Here is a 23543-nt window from a genome sequence, read left to right on the forward strand (position 1 = left end):
CAGCCTTAGGAGTCACCTCCAATAATGTTAAAAACTACTGTGCCACCGTATAAGGTGCATCGAAACGATCATTCAGAGCCTCTGGACGTGTAAGCGGGAACCCTTGAGAGATTTCAATACTGCGAAATGCATTGAATTTATCATCCGTCACCTGCTGCATATCTTGCTGAGAACGAAGAATGGTTGGACGAATGAATACCAGCAAGTTTTTCTTTTGATTCTCATGAGAAGTACTGCGAAATAAAGCGCCGATAACTGGTAGATCCCCCAACAATGGCACCTTCTGCTGTACTTCTATTACATTATCTTCAATCAACCCACCAAGCACGATAGTACGACGGTTGCCAGCGATCACTGTGGTTGAAATCTCTCGTTTCGTGGTAATCGTGCCGAGTGAGCTGGGCTCCGCTGATGCGGCTTCAACAATCTGTAATACTTCCATACGCACTTCGTCGCCGGCATTAATATGCGGCGTGACTTCTAACGTCAGACCTATGTCTTCACGGGTCGTGGTGACAAACGCATTACTACTACTGTCGGCGTAACCACCAGTTTGAAACGGACGGGTCTCACCCACTAGGATTTTAGAGGTCTGGTTATCGAGCGTCATGATTTTGGGTGTCGAAAGCAGGTTGGCATTAGAGTTACTTTCAATGGCCTGCAAAATGCCCGCTAAATTTAAGTCGCCATTGCTGTTAAAGCGGATACCTGCCGCTGTTAAACCATTACTCAACGTCGGGCGCCCTGTTGCTATCCCCGTTGCAATCTCCGTAATACTATTTCCAGCGGCATTAAAATTTGTCCCAAAGACAGGAGAAGAGGAATCCGACACATCACCGAAAAGCCACTGAAAACCAAATGCTTCCGCATCATCCATGGTCACTTCCGCGATAATGGCTTCTACCAATACTTGCGCACGCGGCACATCCAACTCCTTTAAAACAGACTGTATATCAACCAACACATTAGGATTTGCACGAATGACTAAGGCATTCAAGTCCTCATCTGCTTTAACATAAATAGTTTGGTTGACACTGCCTTCCGTTAAGCCATTTGCTCCCATTAAGCCACTGATTAATTCAGCCGTTTTTGGCGCGTCCGCATAGCGAAGTGGAATAACAGATAAGCGACTGGAAGATTTTGTTGGCGTATCCAATTGTTGAATCAAGTGAACTAATGACTCTATTTCTTCCGCTTCCCCCTTGAGTACCATACGATTGGTACGATCATCTGCAATGACTTTGGTACTGAGTATTGCAGAGGAAGACTGTTTTTCAGGACCGGCAGAGCCGCTATTAAGCTCAGTCAGCAGGTCTAAAATGTCATTCGCCCACGCATGATTAAGTCCTATCACTCTAACAGTCCCTTCATTAGAGTTATCCAATCGCTCAATCAGAGATTCTAGCTCACGAATATTATCGGCGTGGTCACTGATAATCAGAGCATTAACGCTGTCTACCGCCGCAAGGTGACCATATTGTGGAATCAAAGGACGTAGAATAGGAACCAATTCCGAGGCTGTCGCCTGCTTGACAGGAATCATGCGTGTAACCAACAAGCCCCCGGCAGCGATGCCTTGACTGTCAAAATCTACGCCGCTCTGTTTAGCAATATTTTGCGGTACAACTTTTACGCCATCGGGTGTTTCTACCGCAGCAAAACCATGCACGCGCAAAACCGACAGCAAAAGATGGTACACCGCCTCTTCGTTCAGCTCTTGACTGGAAATTACACTGACTTTACCTTTCACTCGCGGATCAATAATAAAGCTTTTACCCGTCATTTTTGACACTTGCTGAATAAAGACACCGATGTCAGCCTGCTGTAAATTCACTTGCCACGTTTGCGCCACGCTGATGTTTGCGCCCAGAGCAATCACGCAAAACCAAGCCGTAATGAGTTTTCTAATCGCCAGAGGCAACATGGTTTATCCTTTAATGGGTTGAAACATTTATAATGAAGCGCTTACCTTTGCGTTCCACTTCAACACGCAAATTTTCAGCGTTGCGCAACGCTTTCATTGCCTCAACACTTGGTGTTGCATCCTTCAGTAGTACGCCATTTACCGAGACAATTTTATCACCTGGCTGCAAACCAAATTGACTCAATGCATTACCCTGATTTAATTGATACCCTTCACTGGTTATAGTGACGCCTACGCCCTCTAGAAACGCTTTTGGCTGATCCAAAAATGCTTGGGAGGTTGACTTCCATCGCTCGTCTGCACTCTGTTTTCCCGCTATAACGACGTCCGTTTGATGCCGTTCACCACCTGAGGCTTGCTGAACAGTATCCGTACTCACAAATAACGCATTATTAGGATCATCGTCAGATGTATTCACCAAAAACAACGACTCCATTTTCCCAGCACGATCAATCACGACATAGTCATCATAAACCCCAACTAACCTTACGCCTGGCAGGAGTTCTGCCCCGACATCATAAGTAGCATCAGAAACACTAGGCGAACGTATTATTGCAACGCCATCGGTTGGATCTTGACTTGGCAACACACCCACTAAAGACAATTTAAGCTGGGTTGGCTTTAATGCTTGTTGTGCAATGGGAACAGCACCAAATAATTCAGCGTTCAGCTTTATTGCAGGGGAATCTAATGCAGATGTGACATTTGAAGGAGCAGCCAATGAAAAAGCCGTTGTCGGAAAATACCATCGAGCAAAACTTGCACCCACCGCAACAGCACAAGCTGTCACAGCAGCAAAAATAATTAGCCTGACGGCATATTTTTCAACAGATTTCCAAGGCACGAGCGCAACCTAATGAAGATTTAGCGGATGAGTTGCCCTTTATATTCAACAAATAGGTAATATAATGCAAGAAAATCGCACTTACGATTGTGTGAAACGTTCATTATCTGAGCTCATTCAAAGGCTGTACTACGACAAATGCCGGATACTCTTTTTTTCCTGGCCAGCGTTGGCCCAGAGACTCAATCAGTTCTGGCATTACGGTCACTTCTAACGCATGACTCGATAACAACTTTATCTCAAGCAGTTCACTTCCTTGTAAAGATCGCAGTGACACAACAGGCTCTTGCCCTAACAAATAGCCATGCAATTGCCATTGCTTAACTGGCGCGTCAATCTCTCGATTTCCCGCTGGGTAACGAATGTTGCCTTCAGGCCAATTGGCCTGAACTTTGAACGTATCAAAAGTATGATCACGCCAAACGTAATGACTGTACCAACGACTCACAGTGATGGGCTGACCGGACAATGCTATTCCCTGCTTTGCTAACACCGGGTTTAAAACGCTTGCTTGAGCACTCAAACCATCTACCCAAAGACTTACGCCAAACAGTTCAGGCTTAAGCTTGCCATAGCCCATTACTTGCGGATGATTAACTTGCCACGAGATGGGGGACAAAAAACCAGCAGTGGTCCAGCTTAACAAAGCAGGTTCTTTTGAATAAGGAACGGACAATGCTGCGCGGCCAGACCACCAATGACCAGAAACTTGCATCAAGCTAATGCCTTGAGGCATTAGCTCACGCAGCTGTGGTGACCAATAATGCAGAGGAACATACAGCCCAACCGCCAAGAAAGCGACCAAGACAAACCAAACTGCAAGCAATGCGTATGTCTTGAATCTCACAAGTTACTCCTACTGCGAAGAGAGTTTTTGAGTCAGCGCCTGAAGATCTTCTGGGGTGTCGACACCGTGCGGAGGGAGCTCTTGTGTAACCGCTACCTGGACCTTAATGCCTTGGTGTAGGAATCTTAGTTGTTCTAGTTTCTCCCACTTTTCAAGTGGCGACATCGGCATGTGCGCATAGCGATCAAGCAAAGACACACGATACACATACAGACCCACGTGGCGCAGAGCCGGATACCCGTCACTGATGACTTTAGGTTCTTGAGCAAAGCCATCGCGATCCCATGGCATGGTGGCACGACTAAAATACAATGCACGACCTTTGGCATCGCATACTACTTTCACCACACTTGGATTGAAGATATCTTCAGAACGATGAATAGGGCACGCTACAGTCGCCATTTCAGATTCATCATCTTCGGCAAGGGCACGAACTGCATCCTGAATCAGCGCAATCGGCAACAGTGGTTCATCACCTTGCACATTAACGACAATCTCATCGCCAGACCATCCCTTTAGCATAGCGACTTCTGCCAGACGTTCAGTACCGTTTTCATGGTCGTCTCGCGTCATCACCGCGTCTGCACCAAACGCTTTCGCCGCAGCAAAGATCGATTCGTGATCGGTAGCAATGGTCACCGACTCAGCACCTGCTTTAAGTGCCAGCTCATAGACCCATTGCACGACTGGCTTGCCTGCCAAATCAGCCAGCATCTTCTGCGGAAATCGCTGCGATGCGTATCGCGCCGGTACGACAATATGGAACGGAGGTAAATTCATATTACTTTTTCTCAAATTCAGGCCGCTTGGCAAGCTCATAAGCCGCTTCAAGCTCCATGCGTGTCGCTAGAATTAAGTCAGCTACTTCTCGAGCAACCCCTTGCCCACCTGCTTTACGTAAGCAAATATCACAATGGCGCTGCAAAAGAATATGCGCATCGTTTGGACACAAAGACACACCTATTTTCGGCATCACTTGTAAATCAATGACGTCATCTCCCACATAAGCCACTTGCTCGGGCTCAAGCTTTAGCGTTTTCATCAAATCATCAAACGCGGCCGCTTTATCATGACAGCCATAGTAAACGTGTTTGATGCCAAGATCCGACATTCGCTTACGCAACGGCGCAGAGTCTTTCGCGGTAATTACCGCCACATCTACGCCCCACTGTGGCAAAAGTTTCAACGCTACGCCATCTTTGACGTTGAAGCGTTTGATCATCTCGCCGTTGCCATCAAAGTACAAACCGCCGTCCGTCAACACGCCATCCACATCAAAGATGGCCAGCTTTAAAAACGGCAGTTTTTTCATCAACACATTGCCTTGCTCAAGCTCTGCGTATTGCGCTAGAAACTGCGTATCCATTAGGCACTGGTATCCAAGGTTTCAAAGGTTTTAACCAGCTCATCCAGCTGCTTAATCTGCTTCAAGAAGGGCTCTAGCTTGTTTAAAGGCAAGGCACACGGGCCGTCACACTTAGCATTGTTTGGATCTGGGTGTGTTTCAAGGAACATGCTTGAAAGACCTAATGACATACCCGCACGCGCCAACTCAGTGACTTGCGCTCGACGGCCATCCGCTGAATCTGAACGACCACCAGGACGTTGTAACGCATGGGTCACATCAAACATCACCGGAAACCCAAATTGCTTCATTTCCCCAAAGCCCAGCATATCAACCACTAAGTTGTTGTAACCAAACATAGTACCGCGCTCACACAGCATCAGTTGGTCGTTACCAGCCTCTTGGCACTTGGTCATGATGTGCTTCATTTCATGCGGCGCTAAGAACTGCGCCTTTTTGATATTGATCACCGCCCCCGTTTTCGCCATTTCAACCACAAGATCAGTTTGACGAGATAAGAACGCGGGCAACTGGATTACGTCTGCTACCTCAGCAACTGGCTTACATTGTTCATTCTCATGAACGTCTGTAATCACCGGCACATTAAATGTGTCTTTTATTTCTTGAAGAATCTTCAAACCTTCTTCTAGGCCAGGACCACGAAATGAATTGATTGAAGAGCGATTGGCTTTGTCAAAAGACCCTTTAAATACATAAGGAATACCAAGCTTTTCCGTGACTTTGACATGCTCTTCCGCCACCTTCATCGCAAGGTCTCGAGACTCAAGCACATTCACTCCACTGAATAATACAAACGGTAGGTGGTTTGCGACTTCTACTTTGTCACCAATGCGAATAATTTTGCTGGTTTCAGACATACTCTGGAGTTCCTTTAGTTTAACGGTCGTATATTTCTAATAGGCCAACGACATTTTTTGCGTCATCAACGGCTACCAATAGGGTAATTTTATCGCGCAGCATACGTTCTTCTGCTTCGACAATCATCGTCTCTTGAGAAATGGTTTTGGGGTTCGCCGTCATCAATTCGGCCATGGTCTTAGTCAACATCCCTGCCGCATCATGTAGCATTGAGCGACGTAAATCACCATCGGTAAATATGCCCACTAAGCGCTCATCTTCCTTCACTAACACCACACCTTTACGACCTTTTGTCATGACGGCAATGGCTTCTTGAAGCGATGTATCTGGAGTACAAAACGGCAGATTATCTTTATGCATTAGATCGCGCACCCGAGTCAGCAACTTACGCCCTAAGCTTCCCCCTGGATGAAAACGCGCAAAGTCTTGAGGTTGGAAGTCACGGCACTGCATTAGCGCAACAGCCAATGCATCGCCCATAGCAATCGTCATCGTTGTTGATGTAGTAGGCGCTAAATTGTTTGGACACACTTCTCGATCAATAGCGATGTCTAACACACTGTCACAGTGTTTCGCTAAGGTGGACTGCGAATTACCGACGATGGCAATTGATTGATTGCCGAAGCTTTTAAGGGATGGCAGTAAGCGAATCACTTCTTCTGTTTCACCGGAGTAGCTAATCAAAATCAATAAGTCATCTGGGTGCACCATGCCAAGATCACCGTGGAAAGCTTCGCCAGGATGCATAAAGAAAGATGGGGTACCCGTTGAGGCTAATGTAGCAGCAATCTTTTTACCAACAATGCCAGACTTCCCCATGCCACAAATAATCACGCGACCACGACAATTAAGCGCCATGTTTACCGCGTCAGAAAACTGCGTATCAATGCGCTCGGCTAAGCCCATTAGCGCTTGCCCTTGGGTTTTTAACGTCGTTTTAGCACTGTCGATCAGAGTATCCGTAGAACAAGATACAGAAGAAAGGGTATCACTCATGGGTCAACTCGAACTGATGAATATGACGCCATTATACAGAGGCAAATGCAGAACGCCTACCGTGATTGGTAGACGTTCATGAGTCGATTATTTAAGGCAAGAAATGTACTGGTCTGCCAAACCCGTTAAGAACATCGCGTAGCTGTTTGCACCTAGCTCAACATTGGTACCTAGTGGATCAAGTACCGCCGTTTTAACATCGGTTCCATCGATCAATGTCTCGACGATCGCAGGACTGAATTGAGGCTCACTGAAGACACAAGAAACGTTATGCTCTTCAATTTCTTCTCGAATATGCGCTACAGTTTTTGCGCCTGGCTTACGCTCCGGACTGAGTGCAATGGCGCCTTTGTTGTTCAACCCATAATGATTTTCAAAATAGCCGTAAGCTTCATGGAACACAAAATACGGCACATCTGCGACATCAGCTAATCGCTCAGCAACATCATGATCTGCGTGCTCTACGCTACTCATAAAGGCTTGGAAATTCGTTTGGTAATCCTGCTTGTGCTCTGGATCGATTGAAATCAGTTGCTCAGTGACGGCTTTTGCCAAAACTTTTGCATTAACCGGATCTAACCACACATGTGGATCGGTGCCTGAGTGATCGTGACCTTCATGCCCATGCTCTTCGTGATGCTCATCCTGGTCGTGGTCTTCGTGATGCTCATCCTGGTCATGGTCTTCATGATGCTCATCATGGTCGTGGTCTTCGTGATGCTCATCATGGTCGTGGTCTTCGTGATGCTCATCATGGTCGTGGTCTTCGTGATGCTCATCATGGTCATGGTCTTCATGATGTTCATCTTGGTCATGGCCTTCGTGATGTTCATCATGGTTGTGCGCTTCTTTGTCACCAAATTCACGCAGGAAAGCATCATTTAATGCCATCCACTCTAGATCTTTTTTAGCGGAAAGGTTCGCTAACGGCTTTTCCATAAAGGTTTCAAGGGATTCTCCGACCCAAACAACTAAATCGGCTTGATCAAGTTTTCGTAGATCAGAAGGTCGCATAGCAAAATCATGAGGAGATGCCTGGTTACTAACAAGTTGTTGCACTTCTATATGCTCACCACCAATGGCTGACACAATCATAGACACAGGCTTCACCGAGGTGACAACTTGAGTTTGTGCAAAAGCTGATACGGATAATAAAAGGGATGCAGGTAATACGTACTTAAACATGAGTAAAAATCCAATCCATAATAGATGTTATAACATAACAATAACAGCATTCATTTTTACACTCAATCCCTAATGGCAGGTTTCATTAGACTGTACGAAAGGTTTCCCAACTGTCCTGTCGCACGACTAGGCCCGCACGCTGACCCACCGGTAAATTCACATTTGGAAACACAATCGCATCACCACTCTGTTTAATTTGGTAATGACTCACATTAGATGTTGCCAGCTCAAACCCCGCTTCAAATGCGGTAAAGTTTTTGACGTCATCAGCAATCTTAAGCAGATAATCATCAGCGTCCTTAATAAGCACTTCGACAACAGAGAAGAGCTTCACAGTCGTTGCATCGGCGCACGACAACTCGCCTTGTTCAATAAGCAACTTGAGCGCTTTGCTAAGCTTTTCAAGACTTAGCAAATCATTCTGTCCAAACGGACGTACTTGCCCAAGCTCAATAGTGGCCGCCTGCGCACCATGATTAATATACGAATGATAAGAAAATGTTGTGGTTGGCTGATGAGACAACAGCACCGCTTCCAAACCGATTGCTGCGTAGAAATCGAACTGTTGCTGCTGATAAGGTTGGCCATGGGTAAATGGATGTACGGCAAATTTCTCGTATTCAGAACCACGAATGGCGGTATGCAGATCGTAATGGAGTTTACACCCGGTCTGATGCGCCTCAAAGAACTGAGCTACCGAGTGTTCCAGTTGTTGAGCTCTCGCCACTTCTTGCCCATTGTATTTGCGCCATGCACCACAAAAAAGTCGATTTAAGTTTACATCACAAAACCGCTCACCCGTACGCATCGCTTCTGGATGACCCAATATAATCAGCAAACGTATTGAGAGCGTCAGTTCCCCATCAAGTATCTGTTTTAGTAACGTATTAAGCAGCTCAATGGGGGCCGTTTCATTACCATGAATGCCAACCGACAACACCACGCTGTGCTTTGCCTCGGCAATCGGTTCCAGCTGAATAATGCCCTGCCCTAAAATCTGCGCACTCCCTGTGGCAAAGAGCACCTGCTCTATCGTGTCATTTATTGGTTTGGACAAGGTGTAGTCTAAAAAATCATGGTTGGGCAATGTCATCAACGGTCTCCATTTAAATCGTATACTGGCTATGCTAACGAAATTTCTCGCTGACAAAAGAAAGAGACAGTCGAGCACTTTCAATTACTTAAGTATCTGTCGCAATTTCGTAACTTATCTATTCTCCTACTGAATTGGATTAAGTCTTTAAAATCCAGCGCTAAATCGTTACCCTTCTGGCTTTGCTTACAACTAAGAATAGTCCTATGTCTGAAACTGATGAAATAATTACGCTCGTTGATCGCCAAAACCAAGTAATTGGTGATATTCCTCGACGTTTAATGAACTTTCAACAAGACATACACCGTGTAACATTTATTTTAGTATTCACCAAACAAGACACTTTGTTAGTTCAGAAAAGAACCGATACAAAAGCATTTTGCCCAGGCTATTTTGGCATCACAACCGGTGGCGTCGTTGCTAAAGATGAAAGCTATGATTTATGCGCGAGCAGAGAGCTTGAAGAAGAGCTTGGCGTCGAGCTGACACTGGCGCCACAAGGAATGTTTTTCACTGAGGGGGAAGGGTTTCGTATTTGGGGTAAGGTCTATACATGTCAGTATGATGAAGCGCGACATGGTCCACTACACTTGCAGGCTAAGGAAGTGTCCGAAGTACGTGAAATGCGTATCCAAGATATTCTTGAAAATACCCATAACCTGCCATTCACTCCTGATTCTTACGACGCTTTACTGCATTACGTTAATGATAACCTTAAAGAGCATGTCCATGTTCCGTAACTACTGCTTGTTAGTCATAAGCCTCTTCCTGACTATTTCTGCCCACGCCAAAGAGCAATACCATTGGCAAGAGCGTGATTTTATCATTAACAGCTTTATAGACATTGCACTGCAACGGGAATACGACCGAAAACAAACACCTATGTTGGTACGCTGGGAACGCCCTATCCATATTTACGTAGAGAGCGATTATGGCGACAGCCAATTGCAAGCAGAATTACTGAGCATTCATGCTCGACACCTATCAAAAATCACCGGCGTCCCCATCTATTTCACGCCTAATGTGAAAAAAGCCAATATTATCGCTATTTTTACAGATATGGACTCCGTGGAAGATAAAGTACGCCGCTATATTGGCCCACCTGACACGATTAGAACCGCATTAGACGAAGCAATCTGTTTAGGTAATTTTAGCATCAATGGTAAAGGCCAGATCCAACGTGGCGTCATTATCATCCCCGTAGACTATGCTCGACAGAACGCACGCTTCTTAGATTGTATTGTTGAAGAGATCACTCAGTTAATGGGGCTACCTAATGACTCAGATGATGTGTACCCCTCGGTTTTTAACGACTCCAGCACAGATATATATCTATCCCCATTAGATTTCATCTTATTAAAAGCTCTCTATTCGCCTCGCTTTTCAGCTGGTATGGGCGTCGATCAAGTTGATCAAAACCTGTTTAAGGTGATTGATGATTTGTACTATTCAGGAGTCATCGACAATGCGGCTTCGCTGGTACAAGAAGGCAGCCTTAAGAGCTATCTAGGGGAATAATCATTTATTTTTCTAAGTTTTAGTGCATTTTTCTTAACCAGAATCATAAATTCTGGTTATTGCATCTTTTTTTTGATTCAACTTAGGTAAAATGCCGAAAACTTGAAACTCATCGGAGAAATTGAATGTTTCCAGAACTCAAGAACGACCGTTTTCTACGTGCTCTTTTAAAAGAGCCTGTTGACGTAACACCTGTATGGATGATGCGCCAAGCGGGGCGTTACCTTCCAGAATACCGACAAAGCCGTGCGACTGCGGGTGACTTTTTGAGTCTATGTAAAAACGATGCGTTCGCTTGTGAAGTTACCTTACAGCCATTAGAGCGCTACGACCTAGACGCTGCCATTTTATTCTCTGACATCCTAACGATTCCAGATGCGATGGGATTGGGACTTTACTTTGAAACGGGTGAAGGCCCAAAGTTTAAACATGTCGTGCGTACCGCGGCCGATGTAGACGCCCTACCGATTGCCAAAGCGTCTGATCTTGATTACGTGATGAAAGCCGTTACCACCATTCGTCATGCTTTAAATGGCCGTGTCCCTCTTATTGGTTTCTCCGGCAGCCCTTGGACGCTAGCTACTTACATGGTCGAAGGAGGCTCAAGTAAAGATTTTCGCCATATCAAAGGCATGATGTACGCGCAACCTGAAGTACTGCACGCACTGCTTAACAAGTTAGCTATCTCGGTTACCGATTACCTAAACGGCCAAATCAAAGCAGGCGCGCAAGCGGTGCAGATCTTTGATACATGGGGCGGCGTATTAAGTGGCCCGATGTACCAGCAGTTCTCTTTGATGTACATGCGTCAAATTATGGATGGTCTGATTCGCGAACATGAAGGCCGCAAAATTCCCGTTATCATGTTTACCAAGAACGGCGGTCAATGGCTTGAAAACATGGCGGCGGCAGGCCCAGATGCACTGGGGTTGGATTGGACGACGGATATGGCTGAAGCCCGCGCACGTGTGGGCGACAAAGTCGCATTGCAAGGCAATATCGACCCTTGTGTCTTGTATGCAGGTAAAGAGGTCATTGAACGCGAAGTTGCAGCCGTATTGGAAGGCTACGGTACAGGAACAGGCCACGTATTTAACCTTGGGCACGGCATACACCAATTCGTAGACCCTGAGCGTCCTAAATACTTAATTGATGCAGTACATGAACTAAGTCGTCCATACCATGAGCAAAAATTCGACGACCTAGATGCCTTAAATGATTTGAAATAGCATTCTAACGCTTGTTCTCATCCCTAAGGCGCTGTGTTTTAAACTTCTTAAATAGGAGACTGCAGACGACTCCAAGTCTGTAAACACATCGCCTCAGGGATGTTTTTCTCCCTCACCCACAAGCCATTTTTCTTGCGCTTTATCGCTTCAAATGCGCTGTTTAAATAGCAACATATATGATCACGCCCTTTGGCATCGAGCCAAGATAAACGAGCCAGCATCGTTGTGGGGGTATACCCAATGACAACTAATCGAAGAAAATAGGCGTTCGCACGATCATCCGCTACCTTATAGCTTTCCAAACATTGGGGCATAGTTTGATGGGTAACATGCAGTTGATCCTGCTGCAGACTCTTTTTCAAATTCGACATGAATTGATCCATACCCTCTTCAAAGCTCATTAAGTCATGATTATCCATTACGCCCCCCTTTTAAAACCGAGTATCGTTCCCATATCGTGATTAACTGTAGAACAATTTTATGCATTTAGTAGCGGGGTCCGCTTTTGAATGGTAATTTATAGAAAAACATTGCCTTAAATGGAGAGAATCTATGAAATTAGTAACAGCCATAGTTAAACCTTTTAAACTAGATGAAGTGCGTGAAGCGCTTTCTGAAATTGGTATTAACGGCATCACTGTTACAGAAGTAAAAGGCTTTGGTCGCCAGCGTGGTCATACTGAGCTATATCGCGGCGCAGAATACGTAGTCGACTTCCTACCGAAAGTGAAGTTGGAGCTGGCGATTGATGACGACCAAGTGGACGTAGCAATCGAAGCCATCCAAAAAAGCGCTAACACAGGCAAAATTGGTGACGGTAAAATATTCGTTACAGCTCTTGAGCAAGTTATCCGTATTCGTACTGGCGAAACGGGCGCAGAAGCAATCTAATCGCTTACCATACTGATCATAAAGAAAGGCGCACCCTAGAGGGATGCGCCTTTCTTATTTCTAACATTCAAAACGCAAAGCCACTCTTAACCTTTATCAGGCACTTTGATCGACAAGGTTCCTAAATAGCGATTCTGGCGCTTCTCTACCAGCCTAAAGATGTAAATCACCAAAATACTAATCACTAAGTAAATACCACCCGCCGCTAAAAATATTTCGATTGGTGTGTAGGTTCGCGCAATAATCGTACGCGCCATTCCTGTTAGATCCAGCAATGTAATCGTACTGGCCAATGCACTGGCTTTGAGCATCAAAATAATCTCATTACCGTAAGCGGGCAAAACAATACCAAATGCACGCGGTAATAAAATACGACAATACATTTGAGTTTTTGTCATACCAATCACTTTACACGCTTCCACTTCCCCCTCAGGAATCGCCTGAATCGCGCCACGGAAGATCTCAGCCGTGTAAGCGGAGGTATTTAACGTAAAGGCGATAATTGCACACCAAAATGGCTCCCGTAGAATCGGCCACATAAAGCTTTCTCGAACCGCTTCAAATTGAGAGGCACCGTAATACACCAAAAAGATCTGCACCAATAACGGTGTGCCTCGAAAAAAGAAAATAAAAGCAAAAGGTACGCCGCTGATAAACCAATTTTTCGAGATACGAGCCAGTGCAATTGGCAGCGCAACAAGCGCGCCCAGCACAATCGACAACAACACCAACTTGATCGTCATCCACGTGCCGGTTAGCAAACGCGGGAAATATTCTATAACAACAGAAAAATCTAATTCCATGTACTTATCCTCGGCTCAAACCACGACTGGCGCGCTTTTCTAAGAAGTGCACCACCGCCATCGACACAATCGTCAATGCTAAGTACATAAACGCCGCGACTAAATAAAATAGGAACGGCTCTTTGGTATTGCTTACTGCCACATTGGCCTTACGCATAATGTCTTCAAGACCCACCACGGAAACCAAAGCTGTATCTTTAAGCAATACCAAAAACAAGTTACCAATGCCCGGCAAAGCAACACGCCACACTTGAGGTAGAATGATGCGGAAGAATTTACGCTGTGAGCTCATTCCTAATACAATTGCAGCCTCATGTTGCCCTTTAGGGATCGCTTGCAACGCCCCCCGAAAGACTTCTGTTGCGTACGCGCCAAACGTTAGTCCTAACGCCGTAACACCTGCCGCAAATGGGCCTATTTCTATGTATTCTTCATAACCAAATACGCTGGCAATGGACATCAGTACCGTAGTGGCACCAAAATAAATGATCAATACCGTCAGCAGCTCTGGCACACCGCGGATGATCGTCGTGTAAAAGTTTGCTATCCATTGCAAAGGTTTAATATTGGACAGTTTTGCGGACGCCCCTAACAAGCCGAGAACTAACCCAACCGCCAAAGAACAAAGCGCCAGCTGAATGGTTATACTCGCTCCTTGTAAGAGCTGATCACCAAAGCCGTGAAGATCTAACATAAAGATATCTCAGTCTGAATATAAACAGTGCGCAGGAAAGAACCTGCGCGCTGTTTGTTTTCATCTTAATAGATGGAGAATGGGAAGTACTTAGCATTGATTTTTTGGTAAGTGCCATCTTCCATGATTTCATCCAACGCTTTGTTGAACTTTTCTTTCAGATCGTCGCCCTTACGTACTGCAATGCCGATTTCATCTTCTTTCTTAAAGGATTTACCTTTAAATTCAAATTTGTCGCCATTACCTGATGTTTTCAGCCAATCATAAGTAGGCAATTCATCCGACAAAACGATATCTAAACGCCCTGATATCAGATCAAGGTAAACACTGTCTTGAGTGTCATAGAATTTAATATCTGATTTATCCATGAAGTTGTCTTCTAAATACTGAGCGGCAAGCGTCGCACGCTGAGCACCGATGACTTTGCCATCTAATTCTTCAAGGTTAAATTCTTTACCCTTTGGCGCTAAGAAACGAAGACCACCAGAATAATATTTATTGGTAAAGTCGACTTGACGTAAACGCTCTTCAGTAATGGACATGGATGCAATAATCGCATCAAACTTACGCACTTTTAGACCTGGAATCAGACCATCCCAATCTTGCGTCACGACTTTACAATCGGCTTCCATCTTCTCACATAATGCCCACGCAATATCTACATCAAAGCCCTGTGGCTTTCCCTGGTCGTCGATGTAGTTAAACGGTGCCCAAGCACCTTCCGTTGCAATACGCACCGTATCTGCAGCGTTAACAGAAAGAGAGGACACAGCAGCCGTTAATACAACCGCTGAGCTGAGTGCTAATTTCTTCATATTCATTGGTAGTTCCTTTTGCTAGGTTATTGATTTTATATAGTACGTCTTATCAGTTTTCACCCTATTCAGGTGCATTAAAACCAGCGACGCTAGACAGCGCACTAGAAAACGGTTGATAAGAAAGCTTTACAACGCTCAGAGTCTGGCGAGCCAAACACTTTGTCAGGTGTGCCCTTCTCTTCCACCAAACCTTGGTGCAAGAAAACCACTTCACTAGAAACTTCTTTGGCGAAATTCATTTCATGAGTCACGATCAACATGGTACGACCCTCTTCAGCCAAACCACGCATAACCCCCAATACTTCCCCGACCAACTCTGGATCGAGAGCAGAAGTAGGTTCATCGAATAAAAGGATTTGAGGATCCATCGCCAAGGTACGAGCGATGGCAACACGTTGTTGCTGGCCACCCGACAATTGATTGGGATACATGTATTTTTTATCGGCAATGCCTACTTTATTAAGCAGGTATTCCGCGTATTCCAAGACTTCCTTTCTAGGACGCTTCAATACATGCAGCGGACCTTCCATGACATTTTGTAAAATCGTCATATGAGGCCAAAGGTTAAAGCTTTGAAATACAAATCCAATTTTCTGACGCATACGAGTCAATTGCTTCATATCAGCGGCATAGAGATCCGTTTCGCCAGGCTTTAAGTTCAACTCTTCGCCATTAAAACGGATTAATCCTTTAGTCGGATTCTCTAATAAGTTAATACAACGCAAGAACGTACTTTTGCCGGAGCCACTAGAACCGAGAATAGAAATCACATCCCCGTCACGGGCTTCTAACGAAATTCCCTTTAAAACTTCATGGTCCCCAAAGGTCTTATGGATATCCTTTAGCTCTAAAGCAGGGTCTTTAGACATTCTTTTTACCTTTTTTGATGACTCTGTTTGCGCAAAAGATAAGTTGGATAAAACTTAAAACTTACGCATAAATTTAGGTTCAGGTAGAACGTATCAAAAATCACGCCAACTACATTGTCGCCTATTCTAAAACTTTTTTCGCCAAAGTTGGCGTGTTTTCTTATCCAGATGGACAGCATTGTCAAAATTAATGGTCAAATTTTTCCGCTCTTCTCTCGGCGAAACCCCAAAAAAACTCTTATACGTCGTGCTAAAGTGGGGTGCAGAAGTAAATCCGCAGGCTTGTCCAATTTCTAAAATGCTCTTATCTGTCTGCATGATCAACTGTTTTGCATGCTTTAACCTTAGCTCTAAATAATAGCGCGAAGGTACCGTTTCCAGATTTTGCTTAAACAAACGCTCCAAATGCCGACGTGACAGGCCAACATGATAAGCAATGTCATCAGACGATAGTGGCTCTCGAATATTCGCCTCCATCAATTGCACCGCTTCAATCAATTTAGGTTGTCCTGTCCCTATTCGAGCTTGAAGCGGAATACGTTGTGGATCTTGATTGGTGCGAATACGTTCACAAACAAACTGCTCTGAGATATGGCTAGCCAATGTCATACCATGCTGTTTGCCAATTAAAAAAAGCATCATATCCATGGCCGCACTGCCGCCACTGCAGGTATAACGATCTTTATCGACTTCGAACAAGTGACTCGACACAATGACGGACGGAAACGCTTCCCGCAGACTGGCAATATCGCCCCAGTGAATCGTCGCTCGATAGCCATCTAATAAACCTGCCCGTGCCAAAATATGGCTTCCAGTACAAATTCCCGCCAATGCAATGCCACGTTTCGAGCAAGAAAGTAACCAAGCGTCTAAACTAAGATCATCGTCTTGACCAGCGGTCGATGCACCACAAATAAATAAGGCATCTAAATCTTTAGGAGCGTCATCCAACGTGTACTCTGTTGTCGTAGCCACACCAGAATTAGAAAGTACGACTTTTGTATTTTTACCTAGCGTACAAAACTGGTACAAGTCTTTACCACTGACCCAGTTGGCCATATGTATCGTTTCGATAGCAGAAGAAAATGCAAGCATAGAAAAGCTCGGCATCAGTAAAAAGCCGTACTTTTGCACTTTTTTACTGGCTTGCATGATTTCACGTGATGCGAATTGGGTATTGTACAAATTATTATCCTGCGATAAGCACATTAAAAAGATATTTATATCGTTTAGAATGAATAACAGAGGCTTTTGATATCGACATCAAGCTTTTTTTGACAGCAATATCGCTTCCTCAAAAGCATACGTCGCATTTTGAAAAGTCACCAGCTATCTATGGCGCTTATTTTTCATAATAATCAACTTAAGCGGTTTTTGGATAGCCAATAATAACAACAAACAGATCTTCAATAGACACCACCACTCATAAGGATGAGTAACATGACGAATACAAAAAAAAGTGAACTAATCACTCGTATTGAAGCAGAGATTAAAGAAAACGTTGGTAATCAATCCGCTGACGCCATCATCCAACTGGCCCATATCTATTTTCAAGACCTACTCATTGAAGATATGGAGCATGAAAATATTGATAACCTATATGGCACGGTTATTTGCCTATGGGACTTTATCCAACAACGTAACGCTAACACCCCAAAAGTTCGTGTTTACAATCCTAATTTTGAAGAGCACAGCTGGCAATCAACCCATACGGTTGTTGAAGTCCTGACCGACGATATGCCCTTTATCGTTTCGTCTTTCAATATGGCATTAGTGAGACTTGGCCATACCATTCACTTCACAGCACACCCTATCATTGCAACAGACCGCTCCAAACATGGCGAACTAGAAGCCATTAAAGATCGCCATCAGAAAGGCCATCAAGAAGCGTTAATTCGTTTTGAAATCGACCGTATTTCTGATCTTGCCAAAATGGAAGAAATCAAAGAAGGTCTGCTAGACACACTGAGCGATGTAAAACAGTCAGTTGAAGATTGGCCAACCATGAAAGAAAAGTTGGCAGAGGTCATCAAAGCATCGGAACAAGTAGAACATTTAAAAGACAACGAACAACACCAAGAAAACTTGGCCTTCCTACGTTGGGTTGAAAACAACCATTTCACTTTTGTCGGTTTCCGCGCCTACGATCTGGTACAGGAAGACAATAAAAGCCACCTGCGATTTGTTGAAAACTCAGCCCTAGGCACATTCCGTAAAACGAAGAAAGAAAAATACGACATTGTTCTAAACGATCACCTAGCCAAACTGGCATATGATCATGAAAACTTGTTAGTACTTACAAAATCGACGGCTATCTCAACGGTACACCGTCCTGTTCACTTAGATTACCTTGGCATCAAACGCTTTGATAAGAAAGGCAATGTCATTGGTGAATGGCGCTTCTTTGGTTTGTATTCATCAGCCGCGTACGTTGCGCGCCTACAAGATGTACCACTGCTGCGTAAGAAGCTACAGCTGCTTGTTGAACAAATGAATGTGGAGCCAAATAGCCACAAGGGTAAAACCCTTAAACATATTCTAAACAGCTACCCTCGTGATGAAATGCTGCAAGCACCAGTGGATGAGTTGTATCACAGCATCGAAGGTATCTTGGCCATTCAAGAGCGTCGCCAGCTACGTATTTTCCTACGTAAAGATATTTATGGCCGCTTCTTAAGCGCTCTTGTGTACGTCCCACGTGACCGCTACAACACTGAGCTGCGTATTAAGATGCAAGACATCTTGATGAAAGCCTGCAATGGCGCCAGTTCAGAGTTTAATGTGCAGTTCTCTCAGCAAGTACTAGCGCGTGTAAATTTCACCATTCAGATTGCTGATCCAGAAAACAGCCCGACCGTCGACATTGATGACATCCAACGCAAGATGCAAGACGCGGCTCTTTCTTGGGACGACAAATTGCTGGCGGCACTGCATACCAGCATAGGTGAAGAAAACGGCAACAAACTCTACACTGAGTACGCACCGTACTTGCCAGCTGCGTACCGAGAAGACTTCTCTGCCAACACTGCTGTATTGGATATTGAGCGCTTAAGCGAACTCACCGACGACAGCGATATTTCGACCCACCTATATCGCCAAGTTGGTCAAGCGAAAAACCATTACTTCTTTAAAGTCTATGGCGCAGGCACAACACTGATTCTGTCCGATGTATTGCCGATCCTTGAATGCATGGGTTTACGTGTATTGGAAGCTCGACCCTACGAGTTGGATCAAAATGGTGACGGCCAAGCCAACACCTGGGTGGTAGAGTTTGCTATCAGCGTTAACCCTAGTGTTAACCTAGATAAAAAAGCCTACCGTGACGACTTCCAAGATGCCTTCAACGCCGTCTTCAAACGTCGAATTGAGAATGACCGTTTCAACTCTTTAGTACTGGACGCCTCTTTGACATGGCGTCAAGTGACAATGCTACGAGCAATCACTAAATACCTAGTACAACTGCAAGTCCCTTTCTCACTACAATACATGCAGCAAACGCTAGAGAAAAACGCGCCAATTGCACGCCTACTGGTACAACTGTTCGAGCAGCGATTTGATCCTGCACTGGAAAGTAAACGTGACGATAAAGTCGTCAAGCTTCAAGAAAAAATCGAAGAGGCGCTTGAAAACGTTGCCAATCTAGATGAAGACCGCATCTTGAAACACTACTTATCCGTGATTCAGGCGATGCTACGTACTAACTTCTATCAGCCAGCAGAAGACGGCAACGTTAAAGACTACGTTTCCTTCAAACTGGACCCAAGCTTAATTCCGGCTGTACCACTGCCTCGCCCACGCTTTGAGATTTTCGTCTATGCCCCATGGGTTGAAGGCGTCCACATGCGTGGCGGCAAAGTCGCTCGTGGTGGCTTACGTTGGTCTGACCGTATGGAAGATTTCCGTACCGAAGTACTGGGCCTTGTAAAAGCGCAAATGGTTAAAAACGCCGTCATCGTACCAGCGGGTGCAAAAGGTGGTTTTGTTGCTAAACAGCTGAAGAAAACGTCCTCTCGTGAAGAAACCCAAGCTGAAGTAGTGCGCTGCTACACCACCTTTATTTCAGGTCTATTAGACATCACCGATAACCTAGTACAGCGTGAGCTAGTACCGCCTGTTTCAGTAAAACGTTATGACGAAGACGATCCATACCTAGTCGTTGCAGCTGACAAAGGGACAGCAACGTTCTCGGATTTAGCCAACAGCATCTCTGAAAAATACGGTTTCTGGTTAGGCGATGCCTTTGCGTCTGGTGGTTCAAACGGTTACGACCACAAAAAAATGGGCATTACCGCTCGTGGTGCGTGGGAATCGGTGAAACGCCAGTTCCAAGAGTTAGGCATTGATTGCCAATCCACCGATTTCACAGCGGTAGGTATTGGTGACATGGCTGGGGATGTATTTGGCAACGGTATGCTGCTGTCTAAGCACATACGCCTTGTGGCAGCCTTTAACCACATGCATATTTTTATCGACCCAACGCCAGATGCAGCAACGTCATTCGAAGAACGTCAGCGCTTGTTCAATTTGCCACGTTCATCTTGGGAAGATTACAACGCCGAGCTAATTTCTAAAGGTGGCGGTATCTTTAACCGTAGCGCTAAATCAATCCCAATTAACGCCGACATTCGCAAAGCCTTAGGGATCGAAGGGAACGTCAAATCCTTGCCACCGACAGAATTGATTTCCCACATTCTTAAAGCCCCTGTCGACCTACTTTGGAACGGTGGTATCGGTACCTACGCAAAAGCCTCATCAGAGACGCATGCGGAAGTGGGTGATAACGGTAATAACTCGCTGCGTGTGAACGGCAACGAGCTACGCTGTAAAATGATCGGCGAAGGTGGCAACCTTGGGTTTACGCAAAAATCACGTATTGAGTTTGCTCAAAAAGGCGGACTGATTAGCACCGACGCGATCGATAACTCTGCCGGTGTAGACAGCTCGGACCACGAAGTAAACATCAAAATCTTACTAAACCGTATCGTCGAAAACGGCGATATGACCGAGAAACAACGTAACAAGTTACTCGCTGAAATGACCGATGAAGTCGGTGATTTGGTTATTCGTCATAACAAGGGTCAAAGCCATCTGCTATCACTGGTCAATGCTCGTGCGCCTGAGCGCATTGCCGATCACTGGCGTTTGATGCTGTCATTAGTGCGTGAAGGTCGCCTAAATCGAGAAATCGAGTTTTTACCAACAGATGTGCAGATGAAAAAACGTATGGGTAAAGGCCAAGGCCTAACTCGTCCGGAAATCTCTGTGTTATTGGCGTACTCAAAAATCAAGTTTGCTGAGCAACTGGTGGAAGATGGCATTGGCAAAGATCCAGATTTGCGCGCGCAAATCAAAGATTACTTCCCAACGCCATTAGTAAAACGTTTCTCTGAACACATGAGTGACCACCCGCTGGCGCAAGAAATCATTGCAGCACACGTCACTAACAATGTTGGTAACCGTATGGGCTCTACGTTCTCAACCTATGTGCAGGAAGAAACCAGCGCATCGGCTTTGAATGTATTGCGTGCTTACATGGCGGCCGAACAGATGTTTGATATTCCTGCTTTGTGGGATGCCATTAACGAGCTGGACTTTAAAGTAGACAACTCCTTGCAAAATCAGTTGTTTATCCAAATCCAAAGTTTGCTAGAAAAAGCGACGCTGTGGTTAATTCGTAACACGCGTGAAGCGCTGGCGATTCAGAAGTTAACGGATACCTACAAACCCGGTATTGGCATTATTCGAAGCAACTTAGATGCGATATTGACGCAGCCAACTTGCGAATACATCTCTGATGTAAGTAAACAATTGCAAGAGCAAAACGTCCCTGCAGAGATTGCCGATAGACTATCTGCCCTACCATTCCTGTTCTACGGCTTAGACATTATTCGTGTCGCGGCTCAGACAGAGAAGGAAGTGCTAGACACAGCACAAACTTACTTTGCCCTAGAAATGGACCTTGGTTTGTACTGGCTACGTCAAAGCATCAACCAGCTACCAGCGGACGATATGTGGGAGCGTCGCGCCAAAGCAGGCCTTGGTGACGAAGTTGATAATGCTTTACGTACCATCTCGCAAGAGGTGATCCAGGCCAGTATCGAAGTCAATGACTTAGACAGCCGTTTGGCAAACTGGAAAGAGCTCAACCATGACAATATCCATCACTACCACAGCACATTTGGCGAAATAAAATCAGAGCCAGAATTGTCGCTGTCTATGGTAAGTGTTGCTATTCGTGAGTTGAGAAATTTGATATAAATCGTGAAGCGGCCTACTTGAGGCCGCTTAATTTTAAGAGGTATTGATAAGTGACTGAACAAGTAACGAGAGCAACATTTGATGACGTAATGTGTCCAAACTATGCACCAGCGGCGATTATCCCTGTTCGTGGTGAGGGCTCTCGCTTGTGGGATCAGGAAGGTAAAGAGTACATCGACTTTGCAGGCGGCATTGCCGTGACTGCATTGGGGCACTCGCACCCAACTTTGGTTGACACAATGCGTGAACAAGCTGGCATGCTTTGGCATCTATCCAACGTGATGACCAATGAACCAGCACTCCGTTTGGCAAAAAAACTGACAGAAAAGACCTTTGCAGATCGTGTCTTTTTTGCTAACAGTGGCGGTGAAGCCAACGAAGCGGCATTTAAGTTAGCTCGACGTTACGCGTTTGATCACTTTGGTCCGGAAAAGAATGAAATCATTTCCTTCTACCAATCTTTCCATGGTCGTACTTTGTTTACAGTGTCGGTTGGAGGCCAAGCAAAATACACCGAAGGTTTTGCACCGGTACCAGGTGGTATCAAGCATTGTGAATACAACGATATTGAAGCCCTTAAAGCACTTATATCTGACAAAACATGCGCTGTTGTGATGGAACCAATTCAAGGTGAAGGCGGCATAATCCCTGCTGATCCAGAATTTGCGAAGCAAGTACGTGAACTGTGTGATCAACACAGTGCTCTATTGGTCTACGACGAAGTGCAATCGGGTGTTGGCCGTAGCGGTACGCTTTACGCTTACCAACAACAAGGCATTACACCTGATATTCTAACCACAGCGAAATCGTTGGGTAACGGTTTCCCTGTAGGCGCGATGCTAACCACTGCTGAGATTGGTAAAAGTTTGGCTGTAGGCACTCATGGTAGTACTTACGGCGGTAACCCAATGGCAGCGGCGATTGCCGAAGCAGTTATAGACATTGTAGACACGCCTGAAGTGTTAGAAGGCGTTAAGAAACGTCACCAACTATTTGTTGACGAACTGACAGCCATCAATAATAAACATCATGTCTTTAAAGACATTCGAGGTATGGGTTTGTTGATGGGTGCTGAAGTGACTGATGAGCTAGCAGGTCATGCGAAAGACTTCCTAACTCACGCGGCGAACGAAGGCCTATTTGTCTTAGTAGCGGGCCCAAATGTGGTTCGTTTTGCGCCGTCACTGATCATTCCAGAAGCCGATATCAAAGAAGGCTTCCAGCGTTTTGAACGTGCTGTTGCAAAAACAGTAGCGGATCTAAAAAAATAAGTTCGTTTAGCAAACACCTTAAGTGTTCAAAAGCTGTGTCCTAGCGATAGGTCACAGCTTTTTTGTTGCGACGGCTTTT

The 23543-nt window shown here is 45.2% G+C and carries 21 protein-coding genes; 6 read left to right on the forward strand and 15 right to left on the reverse strand.

The window, feature by feature from the left end; translation table 11 throughout:
- Window positions 1-34: 34 nt before the first annotated feature.
- From gspD to astE, 9 genes are all read right to left on the reverse strand, one after another.
- Window positions 35-1924 carry a type II secretion system secretin GspD gene (gspD, locus tag AYW76_RS04410; RefSeq protein WP_067216306.1) on the reverse strand — a complete coding sequence of 630 codons (1890 nt, stop codon included), beginning with the start codon at window positions 1922-1924 and terminating at the stop codon, window positions 35-37.
- A gap of 10 nt (window positions 1925-1934) precedes the next feature.
- Window positions 1935-2768, reverse strand: a complete 834-nt coding sequence (locus tag AYW76_RS04415; RefSeq protein ID WP_067216309.1) for a type II secretion system protein N — start codon at window positions 2766-2768, stop codon at window positions 1935-1937.
- Window positions 2769-2871: 103 nt separating this feature from the next.
- Window positions 2872-3615, reverse strand: a complete 744-nt coding sequence (locus tag AYW76_RS04420; RefSeq protein WP_067216313.1) for a hypothetical protein — start codon at window positions 3613-3615, stop codon at window positions 2872-2874.
- Between the two features lie 9 nt (window positions 3616-3624).
- Window positions 3625-4395: a 3-deoxy-manno-octulosonate cytidylyltransferase gene (gene kdsB, locus AYW76_RS04425; RefSeq protein WP_067216316.1), complete on the reverse strand. Its 771-nt coding sequence runs from the start codon at window positions 4393-4395 to the stop codon at window positions 3625-3627.
- A gap of 1 nt (window position 4396) precedes the next feature.
- Window positions 4397-4981, reverse strand: coding sequence for a KdsC family phosphatase (locus tag AYW76_RS04430; protein WP_067216319.1), 585 nt, complete (start codon window positions 4979-4981; stop codon window positions 4397-4399).
- A complete protein-coding gene (gene kdsA / locus AYW76_RS04435) occupies window positions 4981-5838 on the reverse strand; it encodes a 3-deoxy-8-phosphooctulonate synthase (protein ID WP_067216323.1) in 858 nt (285 codons plus the stop codon). The genes AYW76_RS04430 and kdsA overlap by 1 nt, the downstream gene beginning before the upstream one ends.
- Window positions 5839-5857: 19 nt before the next feature.
- Window positions 5858-6835: a KpsF/GutQ family sugar-phosphate isomerase gene (locus AYW76_RS04440; protein ID WP_067216326.1), complete on the reverse strand. Its 978-nt coding sequence runs from the start codon at window positions 6833-6835 to the stop codon at window positions 5858-5860.
- A gap of 87 nt (window positions 6836-6922) precedes the next feature.
- Window positions 6923-8020, reverse strand: a complete 1098-nt coding sequence (gene znuA, locus AYW76_RS04445) for a zinc ABC transporter substrate-binding protein ZnuA (RefSeq protein ID WP_067216329.1) — start codon at window positions 8018-8020, stop codon at window positions 6923-6925.
- 85 nt (window positions 8021-8105) lie between these two features.
- Window positions 8106-9113, reverse strand: a complete 1008-nt coding sequence (gene astE / locus AYW76_RS04450) for a succinylglutamate desuccinylase (RefSeq protein WP_067216333.1) — start codon at window positions 9111-9113, stop codon at window positions 8106-8108.
- A gap of 206 nt (window positions 9114-9319) precedes the next feature.
- Here astE and AYW76_RS04455 point away from each other — a divergent pair, with 206 nt between their 5' ends.
- The 3 genes from AYW76_RS04455 to hemE all read left to right on the forward strand — a co-directional run bounded on the left by AYW76_RS04455 (window position 9320) and on the right by hemE (window position 11860).
- Entirely contained in the window at window positions 9320-9853 is a 534-nt protein-coding gene (locus AYW76_RS04455; protein ID WP_067216336.1) for an NUDIX hydrolase, read from the forward strand.
- Window positions 9843-10631: a DUF2927 domain-containing protein gene (locus tag AYW76_RS04460; protein ID WP_231872550.1), complete on the forward strand. Its 789-nt coding sequence runs from the start codon at window positions 9843-9845 to the stop codon at window positions 10629-10631. Before AYW76_RS04455 ends, AYW76_RS04460 begins: the two co-directional genes overlap by 11 nt.
- A 125-nt stretch (window positions 10632-10756) precedes the next feature.
- A complete protein-coding gene (hemE, locus tag AYW76_RS04465) occupies window positions 10757-11860 on the forward strand; it encodes a uroporphyrinogen decarboxylase (RefSeq protein WP_067031791.1) in 1104 nt (367 codons plus the stop codon).
- 47 nt (window positions 11861-11907) lie between these two features.
- On the opposite strand, the gene AYW76_RS04470 is transcribed toward hemE, so the two are convergent.
- Window positions 11908-12279: a hypothetical protein gene (locus AYW76_RS04470; protein ID WP_067216342.1), complete on the reverse strand. Its 372-nt coding sequence runs from the start codon at window positions 12277-12279 to the stop codon at window positions 11908-11910.
- A 133-nt stretch (window positions 12280-12412) separates the two neighbouring features.
- On the opposite strand from AYW76_RS04470, the gene glnK reads away from it, so the two are divergent.
- Window positions 12413-12751, forward strand: a complete 339-nt coding sequence (gene glnK, locus AYW76_RS04475; RefSeq protein ID WP_067031797.1) for a P-II family nitrogen regulator — start codon at window positions 12413-12415, stop codon at window positions 12749-12751.
- 86 nt (window positions 12752-12837) lie between these two features.
- Here glnK and AYW76_RS04480 read toward each other — a convergent pair whose 3' ends face one another.
- The 5 genes from AYW76_RS04480 to AYW76_RS04500 all read right to left on the reverse strand — a co-directional run bounded on the left by AYW76_RS04480 (window position 12838) and on the right by AYW76_RS04500 (window position 17087).
- Window positions 12838-13554, reverse strand: a complete 717-nt coding sequence (locus AYW76_RS04480; protein ID WP_067216345.1) for an ABC transporter permease — start codon at window positions 13552-13554, stop codon at window positions 12838-12840.
- 4 nt (window positions 13555-13558) lie between these two features.
- Complete coding sequence (locus AYW76_RS04485; protein ID WP_067031803.1) at window positions 13559-14248, reverse strand: ABC transporter permease; 690 nt, start codon at window positions 14246-14248, stop codon at window positions 13559-13561.
- Window positions 14249-14313: 65 nt separating this feature from the next.
- Window positions 14314-15069 carry a transporter substrate-binding domain-containing protein gene (locus tag AYW76_RS04490; RefSeq protein ID WP_067031806.1) on the reverse strand — a complete coding sequence of 252 codons (756 nt, stop codon included), beginning with the start codon at window positions 15067-15069 and terminating at the stop codon, window positions 14314-14316.
- Window positions 15070-15167: 98 nt separating this feature from the next.
- On the reverse strand, window positions 15168-15935 hold the full coding sequence (locus AYW76_RS04495; protein ID WP_067031809.1) for an ABC transporter ATP-binding protein: 768 nt from the start codon (window positions 15933-15935) through the stop codon (window positions 15168-15170).
- Window positions 15936-16061: 126 nt separating this feature from the next.
- Window positions 16062-17087, reverse strand: a complete 1026-nt coding sequence (locus AYW76_RS04500) for a GlxA family transcriptional regulator (RefSeq protein ID WP_067216900.1) — start codon at window positions 17085-17087, stop codon at window positions 16062-16064.
- 288 nt (window positions 17088-17375) lie between these two features.
- On the opposite strand from AYW76_RS04500, the gene AYW76_RS04505 reads away from it, so the two are divergent.
- Both AYW76_RS04505 and AYW76_RS04510 read left to right on the forward strand, forming a co-directional pair.
- A complete protein-coding gene (locus tag AYW76_RS04505; protein WP_067216347.1) occupies window positions 17376-22193 on the forward strand; it encodes an NAD-glutamate dehydrogenase in 4818 nt (1605 codons plus the stop codon).
- Window positions 22194-22243: 50 nt separating this feature from the next.
- Window positions 22244-23464 carry an aspartate aminotransferase family protein gene (locus tag AYW76_RS04510; RefSeq protein WP_067031815.1) on the forward strand — a complete coding sequence of 407 codons (1221 nt, stop codon included), beginning with the start codon at window positions 22244-22246 and terminating at the stop codon, window positions 23462-23464.
- The last annotated feature ends 79 nt before the right edge of the window (window positions 23465-23543 follow it).

This window comes from Marinomonas gallaica (assembly GCF_001639745.1).
Classification (GTDB): Bacteria; Pseudomonadota; Gammaproteobacteria; order Pseudomonadales; family Marinomonadaceae; genus Marinomonas; species Marinomonas gallaica.